Origin of the sequence: Riemerella anatipestifer (assembly GCF_009663465.1) — a bacterium.
Classification (GTDB): domain Bacteria; phylum Bacteroidota; class Bacteroidia; order Flavobacteriales; family Weeksellaceae; genus Riemerella; species Riemerella anatipestifer_C.
In genome coordinates this window covers 1-714 of the sequence record NZ_QXHU01000023.1, presented here as the reverse complement: position 1 = coordinate 714, position 714 = coordinate 1, and the positions used below count along the sequence as shown (strand labels likewise).

General features: G+C 51.3%; 1 rRNA gene. It reads right to left on the bottom strand.

The features are described 5' to 3' along the window. Positions 1 to 29 precede the first annotated feature (29 nt). Positions 30 to 714, bottom strand: a 16S ribosomal RNA gene (locus D1003_RS10980); the annotation flags it as partial.

Sequence of the window (714 nt, the reverse complement as noted above, 5' to 3'; positions counted from 1 at the left end):
TTTTTGTTTATACTCCAAATGAGTCTCTAAAATGAGATGTTCCAGCCGCACCTTCCGGTACGGCTACCTTGTTACGACTTAGCCCTAGTTACTAGTTTTACCCTAGGCAGCTCCTGTTACGGTCACCGACTTCAGGTACCCCCAGCTTCCATGGCTTGACGGGCGGTGTGTACAAGGCCCGGGAACGTATTCACCGCGCCATGGCTGATGCGCGATTACTAGCGATTCCAGCTTCATAGAGTCGAGTTGCAGACTCCAATCCGAACTGAGACCGGCTTTCGAGATTTGCATCACTTCGCAGTGTAGCTGCCCTCTGTACCGGCCATTGTATCACGTGTGTGGCCCAAGGCGTAAGGGCCGTGATGATTTGACGTCATCCCCACCTTCCTCTCTACTTGCGTAGGCAGTCTCACTAGAGTCCCCAACTTAATGATGGCAACTAGTGACAGGGGTTGCGCTCGTTGCAGGACTTAACCTAACACCTCACGGCACGAGCTGACGACAACCATGCAGCACCTTGAAAATTGTCCGAAGAAAACCGTATTTCTACAGCTGTCAATTCCCATTTAAGCCTTGGTAAGGTTCCTCGCGTATCATCGAATTAAACCACATGATCCACCGCTTGTGCGGGCCCCCGTCAATTCCTTTGAGTTTCAACCTTGCGGTCGTACTCCCCAGGTGGCTAACTTATCACTTTCGCTTAGTCTCTGAACC